Below are 19,227 nucleotides of genomic sequence, written 5' to 3' on the forward strand. Positions count from 1 at the left end.
TCGTCGGTCGATTTGCGCAAAATGTACAAACCAACCGTGACATATCCGGCTACTGATCTCTGATAAACACTTTAAAAATTATTTGCGGAGATTTACGCAATCGAAAAGCTCTTTCTCTCATGGTCATTTATTTTTCTTTGCAGATTTCTTTACTTCCTCATGGAAGAAGTAATTGACCACGACCGGCGGCTCGCCGAAATCGGAGCGCCTGGAATCGTCGTCGCGGAGGTATGGCAGATGGTTCTTTTCGGTGAACTCCTTCATCTCTTCATCGAGAGCATACCAGTAGGAGCGATCCTTGTAGGTGTAGATCTCCTTATATAAGCCGTCCAGCTCGGGGCGATTCTCATGGATCCAGTTGAGGATCTTTACGCGGTAGTCGCCGCGCAGATTCAGGTTTTCCAGCCACACCAGATTGCAGAAATCCTTTGCCGCTGAAATGATCTCCTTCGGGTCGGTAATGCCCGGAAAGATCGGGGAGATAAATAGTGTCGTCTGCACGCCCGCCTCATAAAACTGCTTCATCGCGTTCAGCCTGCGCTCAATGCTGACGGCTCTGTCCATCTGCTTGCGGAAGCCCTCGTCCAGCGTATTGATCGACCACGATACGCGCGCGTTCGGGAAGGTTTTGATCAAATCCAAATCTCTCAGCACCAAGTCGGAGCGGGTAGCGATACTGATATTCACGCCGCTGCCCCGAAGCTGTTCGAGTAATTCGCGGGTGCGGCCATACTCTTTTTCGCAAGGCTGGTAAGGATCGGTAACGGAGCCGATGAACGCCTCTTTACCCGCGTACTTTTTCGGATTCTTGATGGGCGTCCAGTATTTGACGTCCACAAAGTCGCCCCACGGCTCGGGGTGATTGGTAAAGCGCTTCATAAAGCTCGCGTAGCAGTATTTACAGCCGTGAACGCAGCCGACATAAGGATTGACGGAATAATCCGACACGGGCAGATTGGACTTTGTCATCACGCCCTTTGTTTCGATCTCCTTGATCACGACACTCATTTCGATTCCTCCAATATCCATTTGATGCCCTTTGCCGTTCTAAGCGTCCCCTGCTGAAAATGATTGCCCTTGTTCAGCTCGAAAACAGTGTTGATCCCACTCTCGGCAAGGTGCTTTTCGATGGCTCTTGTGTGATCCTCCACGGTTTGGAGGGTTTTATTTTTTGTACGCGCTTCTCTGTCACCGAGAGAAAAGTAAATGGCTCGCGGCAGCTTTGTCGTGTCGAACTTCGTGATGTATTCCTTGAAATCGGGGAACCACATGGAGCCCGAGCAGGAGGCGACTGCTGTGAACAGATCGCATTTTGTAACGGCGTATAACGCGAACAAACCGGCGAGAGAATAGCCCGCGAGCATAATTGACCTCGGCTCAGCGTTCAACTCGGCTTTTACGGCGGGAATGATTTCGTTTAGCAACAGCTCGAGATACGCGTCCGCCTTGCCGCCGCAGGGCGTGTCGTTCTCGCTGATGGGCGGGATCGCCCACGGCGACATATCGTCGTCCCAATTCAAGCCGCTGATCTCAACAAGTGTAAAATCGGGACAGCCGAGCTCCTTGCACTTTTTATAGATCTCGCCGTTGCTTTTCATATAGTTATTGAGAATGACCAGCGGTGCGCTTAGATTCTCTGCTTTAAAAACATCTACTGTCTTTCCTTGGATTTTCATGACTGCTCCTCTTTATATAACTCGTTCTCGTGCTGAAAGCCCCGGTTCATAATGGAATAGAATACGGGGATCAGGTCTTTGCCCATCTGCGTTAAGGAGTATTCGACGTGAGGAGGTACTCCTCATAGCTCATGTTTTCCTTTTGGTATAATCAGCCATCGCCCGTTGTCGCGAAGCGACAAACTGGGCGGGCATATAAATTTGTATAATAACCGGATTTATACGGTTATTATACCATATCCAAATATTGTTTCAAGTACGCAGTTTTTTGTTACATAGTACGCTCAGTGATACCGTAAACCTGCATCATAGAAAAAGGTTGCCGTAAATCCATTCTTTACGGCAACCCATGATCTCTAAATATTCAAATTTGATTAGTCGGCAGCAAATAGTAGCTGTAGCTCTCAGTTTCACCAATATGGTACCGGTCATAGAAGTCGGCCAGATACCGTTGAATCATTGTTGCGTCGGTTATATTCAAGCCATCCTTATCAACATCTGCGGCCGTCTCATTAAATACAAATACAGGGATATCGGCAAGCCGTCTCTGAATCAGCGTCACATCGAGTATCGACACTGCTTCATCGCAGTCGGCGTCTCCGATCATATAGGTGACCGTGATCGGTTCCGCGTCGGTGAGAACAAATGAAATATCATTATCCAGCGCATATGATAAAGCGTAGCTTTTCGTTGTACAATAGATCACAAGATCATCACAGCCGTCAAAAGCATTGGCGGCGATTTTCTCCACCGTATCGGGAATCTCGATGGCGGTCAGTCCGGAGCAGTTCATAAATGCCCTCTCTCCGATCTCGACGATCGACTCCGGCAGAGCAATCTGTTTCAGAGAAGTACATCCCCAAAAGCATTGATCGGGAATTTGTGTGATTCCGCCTTTGATCTCCAGTTCTTCCAAAGAAGTACAATTCTGAAAAGCGCCGAACGATAAGGCTTCAATCTGCTCCGGTATCGTCAGAGAAGTCAGATTGCGGCAGCCGTAAAAGGCGTTGACTCCGATGGTTTTCAATGCCGCCGCTTCATCAAAGGATACTGACGAGATGATTGCGTCATTAAAGAACGCATAGTCGTCTATCGCTGTGACGTCAGCGCCCATCAGCTTCTGCGGTATCACTACATCCGGCGAGCGGTCGTCATAGCTGTGGATGACCGCTTCCCCATCCGTATTGATATCGAAAGCAAAACCGTAGAGCACAATATAGTTTTCAGCTGCTTTAGCAACCTGCATCACAGCGCAAAGCAGAATGCCGACAAGAATGAAAGAACAGAGCTTTTTCAAGTGTTTCATCAAATTGCCTCCGTTACCATTCGATATCATCATCGGGATCGGTGGGATCCAGATCACCCCAGTCATCGTTGCCGCCGTCCAGATAGTTGTTGAGATTCTCGGGGCTGCCCAAGATCACATCCTGCAATCTGAAAGAAACCAATTCCAGGTCAGGAACACAGTATTCTTTTTTGTCCATCGGAAACCCCTCGCTTTCTCTTAGATTTCTTTGCCGCTGTGACAAGCCGTTCGGAGCGGCGCTTTTTTATCCGTTATTTGTTCTCGATACGATTCCGTTATCGATCGCCAGATTTTTGTCAGCCTCCGCCGCAAGACATATGTACACCGCGTTGCTCAGCGTGACCTCGCCGTTCTTGACAAGATAGGCGGTCGCCTTCAGCAGGTATCGGGCGTTGATATATGTCTTTTCCTCGTTCACATACTTATAGGTGTTGCGGTAGCTCTTGCCGTACTGCACGCGGTCGTGATTCGTCAGCGACGACTGTGGGATCTCGCTGATTTGCAGGCTGCGCAGCTTATTCGGTTTATCGGGATTATAATTGTAGGTCGCAGCGTTACTCAGGATCGCTTCCTTGAGGTTATTCTCGTTCGACACCAGACCGTAATCCTTCCCGGGTTCAAAGGTTTTTCCCGCCGGAAGCGTCGCGCACAACTCAAAGACTACGCCGGTACGGTAGGTGCCTTCGGCAGCATTGTAAATAAAATCCTCGGTACCTTCGTCAAACGCGATCTCGAAGTCGGTGTAGAGAATGTCGGTAGAGCCGCTTTGCGGCACTTCGTTGTTTTCATTCGTCCATGTGTTGCGCGTATCGTCGATATGGGTCAGCTTGATGACGGGCTCCGCTTCATGGTCGGCTGTCTCGGACGCGCTGTAAACCGGCGTGATCCAGTAGGTATCCATCATGCACAGATCAAACAGCGTATCGTAGCTTTTGGCTACAACGGAGCCGGCCTCGGTCTTTCGAACCTCCCAATACGCGAAGGACATGCCTTCATACGTCTCGGGACATACGATGTCGAGCATATTCTCCGATTGCTTATAATTGGAACCGTAGGGAATCGAAATAGTCTGATATTCTCCGATGGGCGTCGTACGGAAATTAGCGAAGACATTCTTCTTGGACTGGACCGCGTTCACGTCGGTAACGATCCTGTCAACGGAGCCCTCCGTACCGTCGCCCTTTACGGAATTTTTGATAACATAATCGGGATGATCCGTCCAGTTCAGCACCTCGGCAAAGTTGCTCTCATAGGGGGCGTTCGCAAGAATGAACTCGTCGGTCAGCGCGTAGAAGCCGTCCGTTGTGATCTTTGGGTTCTCACTCTTCTCGTTCAGATCGTCGCCGGTCAGCGTACCTTTTTTAACATAAGTCTTTTCTTCGCCGGTGCGGGAGAGGAAGTTGTAGTTGAGCGTATAGGGCAGCTCGGTGACCTCTCTGCGGGCATAGACAGCGATCAAATGCTGATTTTTTGTTCTTGATAACTGACTTGCCAGTGAATCCGGTGACCATTCGCCGCCGTTCCAGTTGTGCTTGGGGATCAGGTCGTTATTCTGCGCCTCGTCGATCTCCCACCACTCGGCAAACTCATATTTATAGACGCGGTTATCAACGTCCTTCATATGCAGCGAGTAGCCGTCGTTTTTATGCCAGGCGATCTGCGTATGGTTTTGATACAAGCTGGGACTGTCGAAGATAACATCCTTTCCGCCGTATTCACCGCTCGTCTTTAGCTCGTTATTATCGATCTTCTGCTGTAAGTACGCTTTCATCTGTTCATCAGACAGAGCGTACATCTGAGTCTTCGTATAATCATCGCAGAAGTAGAAATCAACGTCCATCTGAACCATTTCCTGCTTTACGAGCGCGTAATACTTCACATCTCTGTCGGGAAGGCTGCCGTTGGTACCCAGCGCCTCTTTCGACAGTGTCTTATTTGTAGTCAGGAGATTCTCAGAGGGATTATTCTCGTTATAATCCGGTGAGGAATACCAGCCGAGGAAGGTATATTTATGAAGGTGAAGATCGACCTCTTGATTTCCCACGGTGATTTTATCATCATTCGTATCATAGAACGTGACGCTTTGGATCTGATCGTAGCTCTCGACCGTCTGGCGGTTCACGGACAGTCTGCCGAAGAGCGGATCGCCAGTCGCTTCGTCATAGTCCGTCTCGCCGTTATCGTTGACGCAGATCATTCGATAGTTCAGGTCGCGTTCGATATCCTTGCGGTAATAGATCTTGATATGATTGACGAGCGAACCGTCGGGAGCAGGCTGGATGTTGATCTTGACGTCGTTCAGTGTTCCGTCGGCGTTCGTCAGGCGGGTATATGCCGTCACCGTGCCGTCAGTCGGGTTAGTATAGCTGTAATCGGTGGGTACGCCCAGCGTCACGGTAGCGCCTACGGGAGCCATGCCCGCGTTCGGGAAGGTCGCAAGAACACCGTTCCACATATTCACGCGCTCCGACTCACTCGCCTGTTCGTAGGCTTTGGCGGCGGTGTGGTCGACATATTCGTAGGAATAGGAGTAGTACCTGCGGTCAAAGTACAGACGGATCGTCTTTTTATCCGTATCAACGATCGTAACACTGCCGTTATCGTCGACAGGGATCGGGTTCTCGCTCACGGAGCCGTCGTGTGCAATATAAGTATATTCCGCCTTGCCCGGCGCGCGTTCAAAGCCGTCGGCTATGATCTGCTGCGGGATAGGACGCGCGAAAATATCGTTGATCGCAACGGTGGTGTCGCCCTGCGCGGCAATCGGGATATCTAAGGATTCCGACGCGAAGAGCGAGTAGCCGTCGCCGTCAAGATCATGTGTGTAATACTCTGTCTCGTAGATATATTCGGTAGTATTCTTGTGATAGAGGAAGGTGATGACGTTGTTCCTCAGCTCCTCCGCCTTTTGCTCTTCGGGCGTCGCGGCGGTCGAAGCGGAGAGGATCAGCGTTGCCGAAGAGGGATCGGCGACATATCCGGGGATGACTCTGGCGTCCTCCTTGACGGAAGCGTGGGAGGTGATCTTCTCAATATCATGACCCTCGCTGTTGATCGGTTTGCTTGTGTCCGCATCGAGATAGCGGACGCGGTAATGCACCTTGTCCTTCTGAATATACTCAAAGGTATATTCGTTCGGGTGGTACTCTTCGCCCTCTTCATTCGCTTTAATGATGATCGAATGAGAGTTGACGGTCGGCCACCAGTTGGTGCCTTCGTCCTCGTGCTCCTCCGTCCACTTGTAATCACCGCTCAGCTCGTCGCCCGATTTCGCGTGGAAGGTACGGGTCTTCCAGACGTATGCTCGGCCGACGGTCGGGGGAGCGACCTCTACGGTCGGGTCGTCGGCGCGGACATAGCTGACCTTGTATTTTGCGACGTCCTGCGTGACCCATTCGGCAAAGAGCCTGAGCTTAGCGTTGTCGCCGGTCGACTCGGCGTTCAGCGCGGTGACAGGAACGTTCTCCGGCTCAAAACGCCGCGGAACACGGTTTCGGATATAGTACCAGCCGGCAAAGGAAGCCTTATCGGCGATCGGGGTCAGCTCGGGTCTATTGCTTTCTCCGTCATGTACGTCGGCGGGGATGTGGTTTAGCGGTACATAAGAGCCGTACTCTACCGTCCAGTCGGTGATGGGGTTATTCTCCTCATCATAGCCCAGCACAATGCGATTTGTATCCTCATAGTATTCGTTGTAGTTGTTATAGAATACGACGTTGATCTTCTTGGGCGTCCATTTGGCGTAGAGGGTGAGGTCGGTATCCGGCATATTCAGAGTAGAGAAATCGACCTTGCGGAAGTAATAGGGCGTATAATACCAGCCGTCAAAGGTGAAGTAGTCCGCACGCTCGGGCGGGTTGTTAAAGGTCGGGGTATACTCCTTATCTGCAAGCGGTCTGCCGTAGAATACGTTCTCTTCTACCTTATCGGTCATGTTGTTGTTAACGAAGCGGATGTTGTGCTCATTTCTTCGATAGAAGTATCGGATGTTGCAATGGTGGTTGGCGTCAAAGGTATAATCGGCAGCACCGTCGCCGTCATAATCAAATGGTTTTTCTACCCATTCGCATTTTGGATTCGGTCCGAAGCCCGCCGCCGCAGCCTGCGCGTCTGTCATCAGTGTAAAGCCGATCAGTGCCGTCGCGGTTTGCTGCGCTTTAACCTGTGAATCTCTTGTATTCTTATCACTATAACTGCCGCCCGCATCAAAGGTTTCAATGGCATTTTTAGGGAGCAAACCGTATATCTTTCCTGTGTTCTCGTTCTTATAGGTATCGATATATCCGCCCTGACCGTTCCAGTTTCCGTTCTCGTCGTATTCAATACGCAGTAGCTCGGTATAATTCAAATACGTGAAATTATATACCTGATTTTTCTTATTCCAACTGGCTTGCTTCACATTTGTCCAGAACGCAAGGTAGTTGAGTACATACGGATCAACCTCGCTGTGATTTTTGAGGTATTGTTCTTCATAGAGTAGCTGTGTATCGAGCTTTTCGTAGATACCCTTTACGGTTTTGTTAGATCTTCTTGCGTAAGGTGTGCCCCATTCAACCGACCATGCACCGAAACGCGCGTAGTCGTTTGCACCTTCGCTGTTATATTCGACAAGTATAGGGTCAAGTGCATCTAAGAACCAGTTGCTGCGCAAATTAGCGGCGTATTTGGTTTTTAGTTCATAATAATAGTAGGTCGCTTGATTATAGGCAGAGTAATAGGTCTTGACTTCAAGCTTATCGGCGTATTTCTCAGCGATCTGCGGGAGCGAATTTGTCGCTCTCGTCCAAGGAGTGCTGCCTCCTCCGCAGCTTGTGGAAAGATGTTGATCAAAAGAACCATATCCTGACGAAAACGCCTTTGTCGAACCGGCGAGTTGAATTAGTCCGTCGTCAGTCTGTCTCGCATAGTAGAAGCGCTGGGTGATCTCCTTGCGGTCATAGAAAATGCTGATTCGTGAAGTGCCATCGCCCTTGATAGCCATCTGACGGTTTTCGTCGAACTGATTTTCATAGGTTTGGGTCTTTTCCGCATTAAACTCAAAGTACCTGCCCATGCCGTTTAGCTCGGTGATCTGGTCGTCGCTCATCTCGGGGAATTCTGTGGCAAGATTATACTTGAAGAAGCCGTAATTCGCAACGATATCGTCATACGAGACCTTCGTTCCTGACGGAACGTCATTGATCTCCTTTGCCGCGATAACGGTGTAATCCTCGTCGTCCGGATTCTCGATCCAGTAAATGATACGGTAGCGGGTGGTGTCCTCGCTCCAGATCGCTTTATAATAAGTATTCTTCGCGGGAATCGTCTGATCGCCCTCGAGGGTCAGCAGGTTTTCGGGCGCAGTAGCAACTTCCTCGCTGATGACGTTTCCGTTTTCGTCAATATAATGCCAGTCGGCGCCCTCAACGGCGGAGTCGATATCCGTACGCGCCCAGCCGCGGAAGGTGTAGCCCAGCCGTTTCGGCTCGTCGACATGATAGACGGTCTGGTACTTCGCGTAGATCGGCTCTACGCCGTAGCCGCCCTCGCCGAGATCAAAGCCGACGGTGTAGTAGTTGCGGTCATAGTAGAGTCTGAACACGGTGGAGCCGTCGGCGGCGATCGCGTCCGGCTCGTGGAACAGGGATGTGAAGCCCTCGACCTCTACATTCTCAAGATGATCGGGGAAGCTGCCGGTCACGCCCAGCAGATCCTGATACTGCGCATTGAGGGTCTGGTCGGTCGTATAGAGGTCGTCATAGACGTTTTGCAGATAATAGCGCGCTCTGTAATGCGACAGACCCGCAAGATAATAGACCGTGTAGGTCACATTATGCTCAAGCGTATCAATATGGACCGCTGTCGTTTTAGCCAACACTCCGTTTTCGGGAAGCGCCCGGGGATCTGTCTCGCCCTCGTTCAGCATCATGGGGTCGTAGCCGCTGACGTCGGGATTCGTGACCGTAACGTCGACCGCATGACCGGCAGGGAAGGTCGCGATGTACGGATCGTGCGCATGGGTACCGTCTACATAAAGATAGTTGACACGAACGGTATAGTAGCTATCGGCGCCGATATAAGCAGCGGTAAGGTCAAGCAAGAGCGTCACCATAAGGATGATACTGACCAGCTTGATCAAATACTTCCGTGTCGATCGGTTCGTTCTGTTATTATCCATTCCAAAACCTCCTGTTCCCTGTTTTGCCGCAAACTCGAGGACATACTTTTCAAGGACAGCCTTTTTTATGAATAAACTTCCGCAGCGGGGTATTTTACCCTTTTTAAGCGGTTGAGATTGCCACAGCCCCTAAAGGGGCTTCGCAATGACTATTGAATAAAAAAATGCACAATAAACCTAGGCGCGGCAAATCCTGCCATCGCCATTCGGTTATTGCGCACAATTATCGTCTGTCTGCCTGTCACGGATTATCACCTCATAACGAAGAAAAGACAAGAGTTTTATTTGCCGTTTTTGGTTTTCCGTTCGAAGAATGAGGAGATGTCAGAAAAAACAATTTTTATTCATAAAAAATATTCTTGTCGAAAAAGTGAAACTAAGTTTTTCAAGCTGTCATTCTGAGGGCTTGCCCAAAGAATCTAACAGTGCAATCTATCTAAATATATTACACCTATCATGTTTAATCTAACGGAAATGAAGATCCTTCACTTCGTTCAGGATGACATACTTTCAGATTCTTCGCTGATCGCTCAAAATGACAATTATTAGGTTTTTCTACAGTCTGTAATACTTATTCATATTATAATTTTATCTATAGTATATAATATTTCAATTATATTTTATCACTTTTGCCAAAACGTTTCAATATACATAATATTAGAAGATTTTGGTGCCTTAACAGCCCTATTCGTCATAATAACCAAAAGTTAACAAGTGTATTCTGATATTTTAGGAATTGAGTAAGCATACTAATCCGATTATCCTTTATTGATGTAGAAAACAGGTATTTCAAAATAGAGCAGTATCATGCTGATCGCCGATAAACACTATTCTTTTTATCAATGATTAGTCGGGTTATATAAATAATCACGCCTATACCAACAGCCCGCCGTTTCCGCGGCGGGCTGTGTTGTTGAAGTATTGTAATCATGGAGAGAGGCTTTTACCCCCTAACTATCCGCTCTTTTTCTCCGCCGATTCGGCTTTCAGGACACATCCGGGCGGATTAGCGAGAATATATCCGTTTATTCGGCGGTGATGACCGGTTGAAGATAACGCTCCTGTTTTTTTGAACGGACAAAGAACCGGATCATCAAAATGAGCAGTATGATATCCAGCAGAGCCAGCGAAACGCCTATAACAGCTAAATTGTCGTTCAGCTCCAAAAGCTCCGGAGCCAGTGAGAAATCGTACAATCCGTGGATCAGCCACGGCAGCAGAACGGCGATCACGCCATAGCGCTTCTTTCCGGTTTTGAGCCGCTTGCCGTAGAACCATCCCATGATAAAGCCGTAGCCGACATGTCCCATCGTAAAGCCGCGCACCAGCATGATGATCGGCGACGCGCCGATAGCATAGGGAACATCCTCGATCAGTCCGAACGCCGAACCGATGATTACCATAAATGCGACGACGTCAGCCCAAGAACAATCACAGGGGTTTCTTTTCAATACAAACCGTAAAACCAGATATTTGATGATCTCCTCGGCAAATGCCAATACAATAAAATTGTAGATCGCCTTATTCACCAGTACGTTGGTATCACGAAGAAAAGCATATTTCAAAACCGAGCTCAAAACATGTAATATTGCGGACAGGAGAATGATCGGCAGCACGCTGATCAACCCGCTGACAAAGGAAAAGGTACATTTCTTTCTATATAAAACATGATCCTTATGTCTGTTTCTGAGCAAAATAAAAATCAGTACCGACGGCACAATGCTAAGTAAAAAGGACAAAATTGATAACAGCATTTTTACCTTCCTTTTCTATCTTAGCGAACAACAAAGCACACGGCTTTTGTTCGGTATCATTCAATGTTTTCAGGGAAAAGCCGGGCAGAACGGCTCGTCGGTCTGTCCGGCTTTATAATTCACGGTATCGGGATCAGGGCGTCTGCTCTTCCTTAGGCGGCTGTACCGGCAGTGCCATGGAGCTCACCTGATTGAAGCTGCACATACAGCCCCCGTAATAGGTATTCTTCTTGTAGGTATTATAGAAAACTCTCAGCTTTCCGTTCGCGTCATAGTAGCGGATATACGATCTTGCGTCGAGCTTCTCCGCCTTTTTGGAAGCGGAATCGCCCTCATAGGTAACGACAAGCGTATATAATCTGTAATCGGCAAAGTTGCGGTGATCCTTGGCGATTTGTCCGGTACCCTTGGTGCAGTTGACGTTGGTGATATAACGGAAATCGGTATCGGCGCCTCTACTTATGCCCGTGGTATCCTTGCCGTTGACGTTTTCTCCCTGATATTGCAGTGTGTACGCGGCGGTATCCTCAATATTGTAGTGAGCGATAAACGCATTGATATTGGCTTCGGTACCTACCGCGTAGCCATATTCCACGTTAACTTTACCCTCGGGTGTGATGACCTCCTGAGATGAAAGCGCGTCAATACTGCTCAGGAGTTCTTCGCTCAGCGAGGTGATGAATCTCAGACCGCCGGGAGTTTCTTCCGTATAGTTTTCATCGTACATCTGAGGATCGCGAATCTGAACGCCCGCTAAACCGAAGCCGCGGTAGCCGCTGATGATATTCGTATCCTCGTCAGACTTCGCGACCGTTCCTACCTTGATCCACTTCGCGTAGAGATGGTAATCGGAGTCTCGCTCGGCAAAACTATCGTTTTCGAAGTTCGACGCTGTGTCGGCAGCGCTGTCGGGTGTATCACATTCGGAATAATCATTGTTATGATACCATCCGGCAAAGACGTACTCGTCGCCTGCCCACTCGGGAATATCGTAGAAATGGGTAACCTTCCCTTCGGAAAGATCCATAGGCTCATAAATGCGGAAGACCTTTTGGATTTCGTCAGCCGTGCCGCCGGGCTTGTTCTCGTGGAAGATGACCTTATAAGCAGGCTCGTCGACCATCTTGACGTAGTTGACGGGCTCGCCGTTCACATAGATGATACCCTCGACGTCGATGGTGAACGGGATATCCGCAGCGAGCTTGTAGCCGCTGTTCACGGGGACGGCGGACTCGTGAAGAATATACTCACCCGGCGCGATATCGAAGTGGCTGACCTCGGTTGAAGAGGTGAACGAGGTATCATCGTATGTAGTCTCGTCGTTTTTAAGCGTCATCGGGGTTGCGCCGTCTTCTTTCAGATTGCCCTGCTCATCACAGTTTGTATCGTTTTTCTCGTAGATCTCGAGGGTCGCACCTGCAAGCGGCTCATCCTTGGCGTTGACCTTCAGAATCTTCGCCTTTACGCCGGTTACAGTATGATAGGTCTTGTTGCTGGCGATGTTAGAATACGGAACGCCGTTGATAGAGGTGATCTTCGCCTCGTTGGAGATAGGCGTGCCTTTTTCCAATCCGACCTTGACCGGGATCGTGATCTCTACGGTATCGCCGGGATTGAGCACGTCGACCGTCGCGGTAAATAGGCGCACATCCTCGTTATTGTCATTCTTGACCGTCTCGATGGAATAAGTAACGCGGGCGGTATTGTCGATCGGAATGGTCGCGCCGTCATTGAATTTGACCGTATAATAGTTATTCGGCGAGAGCGCCATGGGGAACTTATCCTCGATCACGATATTTGTCATCGGGAGCTCGGGGTCGGGATTGGTCACGGTGAGGATATAGTCCATGACGCTGCCGTTAACGACGCTCTCGGGCTTATCCTGTGTGCCGGATGCCGGGAAAGCGGATTTGATGAACTGCGGCTTTGTAAAGCGGAGCGTGACGCTGGTGAGGGTGTTCATGACAAGATTTTTGCCGATTTCCTGATTGAAGCCCTTCACGACAGCCTCGTTGTAGGTCTCGATCTCGCTCCTTGATTCGTTGTCGGGGGACAGCATATTGATCGTGAGATCGACACCCTTCTTAACGCCGAGGACAAAGTCCTTTCCGCTGTCGGTCTTGCGGCAGTCAACGGCGACCGCGGTGACGCTCGTAATATCAGCGGGAGGAGTCGTTGACCAGATATCCGTTCGTGTAAGATCGAACATCTCCTTGGTGAATTCGTTCTTGGGCTTTGTCGCGTAATAGACGACAGGAGCGCATTTTCCGTCGTTCGGATCAGCGCTGGACTGGTTTCTGATACTGCTGATATCAACGGATTGGAATTTACCCAACCACTGGAAATCGCTGCCGTCGATCTGTCTTTCGATGACGTCATAAATTACGAGCTCCTTCGTCTGGGTCGACGTATTGCCCTCATAAGAGATGTTGTAAGAATAGCCGGTGTTAAGACCCACGACCTGGTGCTTAGCGATATCCGCGCCCTCGGTCATTACGTTGGAATCCGCGCCGTACTGGTAAACGTTCGGGGTTTTCAGCGTGGTCGTGCTGTAGTTGTAGGCGGTCTGCTCGTTATCAACGTGATCAAAGAGACGTCTGGTAGCGCTATCGAGATAGTTCTTTGTATTGATCCTATTCTCCGGCTTGCTCTGATCCTCCGTCGTATCGGTAAAGGCAACATAATTCTTGGGAGTTGTGCCGTTGATATGCAGGTTGTTGATCGTCGTCTTGCACTTATAGTAGACGACAAAGCCGGTCGCTGTCATGTCCTCCGGACAGTTGATGTTGATGATCATCATCGTCTGGCCGGAGCCCTCCCAGTTGTCCTTGAAGGTCACGGAGTAATAGTCAGAGGAGATCTGTCCGGGGAATTCTGTTGCTTTCACGCCGTAGCTGGTAGCGTTAGCGGACGACTTCTGGCTGTTGATCGTAGTGCTGCCGCGCTTTCTCGCCTGTTCATCCGTACGGCCGCAGACGATGATCTTGCTTCTGTCTACTATAAAGCCGTGCGGCAGAAGATCGTGGAAAATACCGGACTTGACGCGCTTGATGTAGCCGAGCTGGTTCTTGCTGTACGCCCAGCCGGTGATCGCGACCGGGAACTCGACCGTAGAGGCTACGGAGTCGGTCACAAAATACTTTTGGGGATCGGTGATGGTTGTTTCATTCAGGCAGCTCTTCGCCGCGTAAAGCTCGCTCTCGCTCAGCGTCAACTCATAAGCGCTCAGCCATGCGTCATGATCCGTAGAATCGGCGGTGATGTCAGTCTTGCCCTCACGCTGAACTGTCATCAGGCTCTTGTTTTTAATCAGCGTATGTCTGCCGGCATTGGCGTGGGTGGAAACGAGAGAATGGATCTTTCTGGTGTTTTTCAGCTTGAGGCCGGTATTGACCTTGATATCCGTGGTGTAGCGGCTCGAGGTATATTCCACCTTGTAGCCGACGGTATCACCGGGGAGGACTACTCTGGCTTCGTAGCCTTTCTCAAAATCAGAGCCGGACTCCGTGCTGATGCCCATTTCATCATGGGTAATGGTTTTCAGCAGCTCAAAATTACTTGAGCCCATCGTTCTGTAATATACCTTGATATCTCCGTAATCATAGAGGTTATCGTTTTCGTAAGGATTTGCCCAGTCGCCGTTTAGATTAACGGAATCATACTCGGTTACGTTGATATCGAGGTAAGTAAAGTAATAGTCGCCGTCGTCGAGTGTATCCTGATTATTCGCCTTGATCCATTTACTGCGGGTATTGGCGCCGGTCGGCTTTTCGGCGGTGACTATGACGTCGCCTCTGTCCTTTACGCCATCTGTGAGAACATAGGTTCGCGGCGTAACGCTCATTTCTCCCGCATTCGTCCAATTCGGATTATCCTGATTCGTTTTTTCTGTATAGGAAAGGCGGTAAATGAACAGCGCAATGTTATTTGCGTCGTTGTTAAGGATCAGATCCTGACCTCCATACACATAATGAGCCTCCTGATTATACTCATCAGGAATCGTTTTCGAAAGAGTGCGGACATCTCCGGTAATAATCTCACCAACATAAGCGCTGGCAACTCCGGTCGTTCTGAACTGCTGTTCAAAGCCTGATTTCCACTTGACATTCAGGATCGCTTCGTTTTTGACCTCAGCCCACGTGCCCTGCGCCATGGCTTCGTCACGGCGGTGCTTTGTAACGACCGTAAGGCGGTGAATTTCGTCTTTGGTAAATTCAGATGACCATTTATCCAGACCGTTTGAATATACGACAGAGCCGTCGTGGACGGTGTTCTCGGTCCATTTCAGCTGATAAGGCTGATTGCTGTTGAAGTTGCTCGCGTTCAGCGTCCATACGACATAGAAGTACTCGTCAGCGTCGGAGGGTCTCTCTCCCCAACTGTCGCTCCAGCTCAGGGTCGCGCTCGCCTGCTCCTTATATACGGAGGTTTGCACGTCCGTATGCAGCTCTACTTTGAGATTTCTCTCTTGGAAGGTGACATATTCATTATTGTCGTTTTTCAGCTCGATCTTGACATTGAATTCCTTGTTGAAATATTTTTGGCACACGCCGTTCTCATCGACATAGCCGCCCGGTACCTCCATCGGGTCGACGGTATAGACAGGCTCGAGGACGGTGCTCTTGAACGTGGTCGCGTTCGTCAAGATATAGTATTCTCCGTTATCGGAGGTTTCTACATCAAAATTCGTGAAGGTGCTCTCGGTCGTCGTCTTATCGGTCGAACCGTCCCAGCCGGTAAAGAACTTTTTAGGCAGAGTGATTCTTACAGAGCCTGCCGGAAGCTGGTTGTTCTGGTTTTCCAGCGCAAAATCCACCGTCAGGTGAGCCGAGATATTACCGCTTGCCGAGGGATGGAACACAAGGGTGTCGCCGAGGTTAGTGACGTCGTTGCCCGACAGTGTACCCCAGCGGATCATGGAATTGTAGTTATCGGATGATATGCGGTTATCTACCCAGTTTGCGTAATAGGTCACGTCGCCGGTGATTTGGGTAGCCGTCGTGAGCTTGTCGCCGCCGCCGTTTTTCTCGGTGTACCAGCCGTCAAAGGACTTCTTGACAATGGTCGCGCCGCCCGATTGTTCGATATAGTTCGCGCCGGGCAGATAGGTCAGGGTCTTGCCGTCGGCGACGGTATAGGTCGTGCTGCCGACCATCTCGCCGTCGGTGGGGTCAAAGGTCACCTTATGACTCTCCGCCGTCCAGTGGGCGGTCAGCGTCAACGTATCGGGAGCGTTTGAATCCAAACGGCTTTGATAGGTGTATTTATTATTCTGACTGTCATACCAGCCGTCAAAGCGGTAGCCCGCTCTGGTCGGGGCGGGGAGCTCGCCGATGATGTTTTGATCGTCTTCGCTTTTACTCTTGTAGACCTTGATGGTCTTGTTCTGTGTAGCGCCGTCGTTATAGTCGAGCGTGATCGTGCAGATCGGGTTCAGACTCCAGTGCGCCTTGAACACAGAATTTACAGATAAGTTTACCTCTTGGTTATTACTGTTTTTCGTGTCGGTATCGCCGATATACCAGCCGTCAAAGGTATAATTCTTTCTTTCTACCACCGGCAGGGTGCCGAGGTTATATAAAGAGCTGCTTTGAACGGGATAGTTCGGATTGGCATAATGCGTGCCGTCAGAATCCTCGTACTTAATATACGAGCCGCCGTTGGTCTCGAACCTCGGCTGCCAGCCCCAGTGAGCGTGGTAGGTCACGTCGCCGGTGACCTTGGTAGCGGAGGTGATCTCCGTTCCGCCTTCCGCTTTGGTAAACCAGCCCATAAACGCCTGGTTGCCGTTGACCGGGGTCGGGATCGTGCCGATCGCGTGATCGTAGTCGCAGACCTTTACATAGGTGCTCTCATTGTCGATCGTGCCGCCATGCAAGTCAAAGGTAACGTCGGGCTTTTTCTGCCAATAGGCGTGGAGCGTTGTGCTCAGCGAAACATAGGCGGTCTCGGTGTTGGGATCGGTCTCGTGAGTGACGACCTTTTTGCCGTAACCGTTCGGTAACGTGTACCATCCCATGAAGGTATAGCCGTCCTTCATCGGCTCACTGAGGTTTCCGTAAGGTACGTTCTCCTCCTCTTTGAGCTTATAGTATCTGGGTTCGATCGCAGTGCCGCCGTGAGAATCAAAGTTGATGATCACGTCGGGTTTAGCCCACATCGCGTAGAGATATACCGTTCCGCCGTCCTCGGCGGTGAGCTTATCGACGGATTCATTCGCCGCGAATTCCACGCCTCTGCCGTTTTGCTGGGTATTCCAGCCCACTAAAACCTTGTCGGAATCGCTTGAGGTGAAGGTCTTTCCGCTGAGGGGTACGAATTGGGCATACTTTACATTTTGTTTCGTTTCGGTTTGCTCGGGAGTTTCGTTATTGTGCAAAACGATGTTGTAGGTGTTGTCCTCCCAGTGAGCGTAGTAAGACCACGACTCTGCGGTAACGCCGGTCGCGAGCTGCTGGCTCTCGTCACTCTCTCTGTCGGCATACCAGCCCTTGAATTTATAGCCGTTTCTTGTCGGTGTGGTGATATCGTCGGCATCATAGTTGAGCGTCATGCCTCTTGCGCCGGTGATCGACTGCTGGTTGGGTGTGCCGCCGTTGGCGTTCAGGGTGATCTTCGATTCCGCTACCCAAGTGCCCGCGTACTGGGGCTGGAAGTCGCAGAACAAATCGTCCGTCGACAATTTGGTGTTGAGGGGCAATAAATCGGGCATAGCCGTTTTGCCATCCTTCATTTTTGAAGGATAATCGGCAGGATCCGCAATCTTTATCCACTTGCGGTCTATGGATCTGCTGTTGCCGTATCCCATAGTTCTTTTCGGATCGCTGCCCTGCTGATTAGCCGGGGGATAATACGGACTGAACGTAAACTCCGACAGCTCATCGCAGCCTTCAAAAATATTGGTCTCAGCTTGTCCGGTATTCACCGTGCTGTTGAAGGTTCTGTTGTTTTGATAATCCCAAGACGTAAATTTATCCGATACTCCCATACCGCTGAGATTCAGACTTTTCAGCGAGGAACAGCCTGAGAATATCTCAGCGCCTCTGATATAGATTTCGTTCTTGCTTAGGTCGATCTCTTCCAAGGACGAACAGTTCTTGAACATCATTCTGTGCGTCCAGTTGTCGGCGTTGGAGTTCGGGATAAAGAGCTTGTCGATATTCTTGATCTCCCTGAGGCTCGTACAGCCGTTAAACATATTCGCATATTCAATACGCGTTTTTTCCGGCGGGATCTCAAAGGTGGAAAAATCCACCTCCTCCAAGGATGTACAGTCGGCAAACATATTATTAAAATAGAGGTTGTTATTCTCTAAATCACCATTCGGCTTAAAGTTTCCGGGATAATCAATACCCGGCTGAAAAGTACCAAAGGTAACGGATTTCAGTGAGGCGTTATTGTAGAACGCGTACTGTAATTCTCTGACGTTTCTCGGGTTGAAGGAGGTGCAGTCCAACTCCTCAAGCAGCGGACAGCTCGTGATAAAATACTTTATCATTCTGGGCTTGGTAATATCGATATTCGACAAATTGATGCTGGTGATATTACTGCCCCTGATAAAGGTTGATACCGTTTGACAACTATCGAATTTAAAGCCCGAAACATTTACGGACTCAAGCGCGGAAGCGTTGATGCAATTAGTGAAATTCTCAACCTTCGAGGTGTCAAGGCACGAAAGATCGAGACTTGTCATCTTGCTCATTCCGGTAAAGGCGTTGGACATATTTGTACACTGCGAAGTATCGAGGTTCTCAAGCCCTTGTATCTCCTCCAGCGCCCAAGTATCCCTGAACCAGCCCGAAATACTTGTCGGCTGGATCTTGTCCTTGATTACAAAACGCTTTGCGTTACCGGCAAAGGTGTTGCCGGAGCCTGTCGGAAACAGAGTTGCCCACTGAGGTTTATTGCCAAACTGATCATCAGCAAAATTGCTGAAAGTTTTTAAATACTCCTTGGACGGGTCAGGGGTGTCGCCCTTTTGGAATACGATCTCGATATTCGACCAAACGCTTTGATTATTCGGATTGATCTTGTATGCCAAGGCGTAGATATCATTACCCGTTGCGGGCTCCTGCTCCGCCGCATGTACCGTAAAGGGTACAGCGAGACTGAGTATTACCGACAGTATCAATACCAGCGATAATACCCTTTTGAAATACTTTCCGGTCGTTTTCACTTTTACCACACCTATCACCCACTGCATAATTATAGATATTATCATTATACAGAAAATCCGCGTCCGATACAATCGACCGATATGCCAAATATCTTGCAGATTTTTAGTGATTTCATACAAAGAAAGAGCGCTCTCAATGAAAGAGAGCGCCCATTGAT

7 protein-coding genes and 1 pseudogene are annotated in these 19,227 nt (G+C 49.6%); all 8 read right to left on the reverse strand.

Features of this window, described 5'->3' with window-relative positions:
• Positions 1-123: 123 nt before the first annotated feature.
• The 8 genes and pseudogenes from R2I50_RS01465 to R2I50_RS01495 all read right to left on the reverse strand — a co-directional run bounded on the left by R2I50_RS01465 (position 124) and on the right by R2I50_RS01495 (position 19,078).
• On the reverse strand, positions 124-1,008 hold the full coding sequence (locus R2I50_RS01465) for a radical SAM mobile pair protein B (protein ID WP_316607302.1): 885 nt from the start codon (positions 1,006-1,008) through the stop codon (positions 124-126).
• Positions 1,005-1,676, reverse strand: a complete 672-nt coding sequence (locus tag R2I50_RS01470; RefSeq protein ID WP_316607303.1) for an alpha/beta hydrolase-fold protein — start codon at positions 1,674-1,676, stop codon at positions 1,005-1,007. The genes R2I50_RS01465 and R2I50_RS01470 overlap by 4 nt, the downstream gene beginning before the upstream one ends.
• Positions 1,673-1,783, reverse strand: a pseudogene (locus tag R2I50_RS10110) (hypothetical protein); the annotation flags it as partial. The gene R2I50_RS01470 and the pseudogene R2I50_RS10110, both read right to left, overlap by 4 nt.
• Before the next feature lie 257 nt (positions 1,784-2,040).
• Entirely contained in the window at positions 2,041-2,982 is a 942-nt protein-coding gene (locus tag R2I50_RS01475) for a leucine-rich repeat protein (RefSeq protein ID WP_316607304.1), read from the reverse strand.
• Positions 2,983-2,995: 13 nt separating this feature from the next.
• Entirely contained in the window at positions 2,996-3,160 is a 165-nt protein-coding gene (locus tag R2I50_RS01480; RefSeq protein ID WP_316607305.1) for a hypothetical protein, read from the reverse strand.
• Between the two features lie 66 nt (positions 3,161-3,226).
• Positions 3,227-9,139, reverse strand: coding sequence for an InlB B-repeat-containing protein (locus R2I50_RS01485; protein WP_316607306.1), 5,913 nt, complete (start codon positions 9,137-9,139; stop codon positions 3,227-3,229).
• A 1,025-nt stretch (positions 9,140-10,164) separates the two neighbouring features.
• Complete coding sequence (locus R2I50_RS01490) at positions 10,165-10,893, reverse strand: PrsW family glutamic-type intramembrane protease (RefSeq protein ID WP_316607307.1); 729 nt, start codon at positions 10,891-10,893, stop codon at positions 10,165-10,167.
• A 133-nt stretch (positions 10,894-11,026) separates the two neighbouring features.
• Complete coding sequence (locus tag R2I50_RS01495; protein ID WP_316607308.1) at positions 11,027-19,078, reverse strand: InlB B-repeat-containing protein; 8,052 nt, start codon at positions 19,076-19,078, stop codon at positions 11,027-11,029.
• Between the last annotated feature and the right edge of the window lie 149 nt (positions 19,079-19,227).

The organism is uncultured Ruminococcus sp. (assembly GCA_902785355.1).
In the GTDB taxonomy this organism is placed as follows: Bacteria; Bacillota; Clostridia; order Oscillospirales; family Acutalibacteraceae; genus Ruminococcoides.

Coding starts and splice junctions, on each gene's coding strand:
- R2I50_RS01485 (WP_316607306.1), bottom strand. CDS start 9,139: ATGGATAATAACAGAACGAACCGATCGACACGGAAGTATTTGATCAAG.
- R2I50_RS01490 (WP_316607307.1), bottom strand. CDS start 10,893: ATGCTGTTATCAATTTTGTCCTTTTTACTTAGCATTGTGCCGTCGGTA.
- R2I50_RS01465 (WP_316607302.1), bottom strand. CDS start 1,008: ATGAGTGTCGTGATCAAGGAGATCGAAACAAAGGGCGTGATGACAAAG.
- R2I50_RS01480 (WP_316607305.1), bottom strand. CDS start 3,160: ATGGACAAAAAAGAATACTGTGTTCCTGACCTGGAATTGGTTTCTTTC.
- R2I50_RS01475 (WP_316607304.1), bottom strand. CDS start 2,982: ATGAAACACTTGAAAAAGCTCTGTTCTTTCATTCTTGTCGGCATTCTG.
- R2I50_RS01470 (WP_316607303.1), bottom strand. CDS start 1,676: ATGAAAATCCAAGGAAAGACAGTAGATGTTTTTAAAGCAGAGAATCTA.